The sequence below is a fragment of the Staphylococcus sp. HMSC035D11 genome (assembly GCF_001836075.1).
In the GTDB taxonomy this organism is placed as follows: domain Bacteria; phylum Bacillota; class Bacilli; order Staphylococcales; family Staphylococcaceae; genus Staphylococcus; species Staphylococcus hominis.
Genome location: NZ_KV827230.1, coordinates 1 through 1,448 on the forward strand (window position 1 = coordinate 1; position 1,448 = coordinate 1,448).

General features: G+C 25.8%; 2 pseudogenes. One reads left to right on the plus strand and one right to left on the minus strand.

Going from position 1 to position 1,448, the window contains the following annotated elements:
* Window positions 1-437 precede the first annotated feature (437 nt).
* Window positions 438-698: pseudogene (locus HMPREF2647_RS11440) on the plus strand (IS6 family transposase); the annotation flags it as partial.
* Between the two features lie 13 nt (window positions 699-711).
* Here the strand turns inward: HMPREF2647_RS11440 and HMPREF2647_RS03365 are convergent.
* Window positions 712-1,448 (minus strand): annotated as a pseudogene (locus HMPREF2647_RS03365) (MobA/MobL family protein); the annotation flags it as partial.

Sequence of the window (1,448 nt, forward strand, 5' to 3'; positions counted from 1 at the left end):
AGAATTTATTTTATCCATTTCAGGTGTATAATTTATTAACTGGTCTTCTATATTGTTGTAAGCATTGTTTATAGCGTCTATTTGGTTATTTTTTTGTTATTATTGTTCTTCACTAACTGGTTATACCTTGATTCTATTTGACTTACTGTATATTTCAAATTGTATAACATTAAAAGATATGATTCTAATTCGTTTATATTCATATTTCGTAATACTTTATTATCGTCGATATTTTTATATTTACTTTTAAAATCATTAACACTTTGTATGTTGAAATTATTCATTATATTGTTCCCTTCATTTTAATTATTCTATTAATTACAATAATACAATAAATAGTGGGTTTTTTTGCTCTTATTTTAAATTTTCTTTTTTAATATTTAAATATTTATAGCGCAAAAGTTTCAATAAATTCAATTTAACTCGTGACGTAACTTGAGTTTGATAAACCTCGAATGATAATTATCAACCAGGCACTTTAAACGAAGATAACAATATCTAAACTGATTAAAATTTTAAACTTAATCCTAACTGTCATTGTATCTCTAAATATCTTAATAACCTCATTGATTAATGATTACCATCATATTACAGTGAGAAAAACAAGGTATCAAAGTATCAATATGGCAAAGAATACTTTAACAGGTATTAAATATATTTATGTCCTATATAAAAAGAACCGAATGAACTTTGTATAATTCCCACCACCTATTATCTTCTCATATGGTTATTTCTCTCTTGTTTTTTCTTTTTCTTATGATTAATATCATTTTGCTTTTCAATTTCATTCGCATAGTACATAAGAAAGTCACTGGCATTTATCGTTGGTAAATTAATGTGATTAGATTGTTCATATTCATGTTCAAGATGGTTGTCATTATCATTTCTATCCACTTGATTAATATGTTTTCCAATAACTTCTTCTTGATCGATATGATTATATTTCTCAAGTTTAATGAGTAATTGAACTTTCTCATTAGGTGTTTGGTCTTTGACTTTTTCAAAGTTTCTATCGCCTATATCTATTCTTAAATCATCATCAATATGTTCTTTATAACTTTCAATTTCTTTCTCTTTTTCTCTAATGAATTGCAACTCAACATTATATTCAAAACTATCTTTTTCTAAGTGTTGAAGCTGTCTTTCACTAAAGAAAATATCCTTACTTGCTTTTTTATAAGTATCTTCCAGCAATACATCTGTAGGAATATTGTTATTTTGTTTGAATAGATATTGAACATTAGTCGCTTTTATAAAGTTACCTTTTTGCGCTTCATCAACGATAAATGCTTTCTCATCATGACTAAAACGATGATGAGATTTAGGGTACATGTGTTGAACAATTAGGTTATTTTTTTCGATTTCAGTTAGATATACATCCTTCGCTGATTGATAAATTGCTTTACGTTTTTCTTCTCTACTTTCTAACTTATTCTTTTCATTGAGTA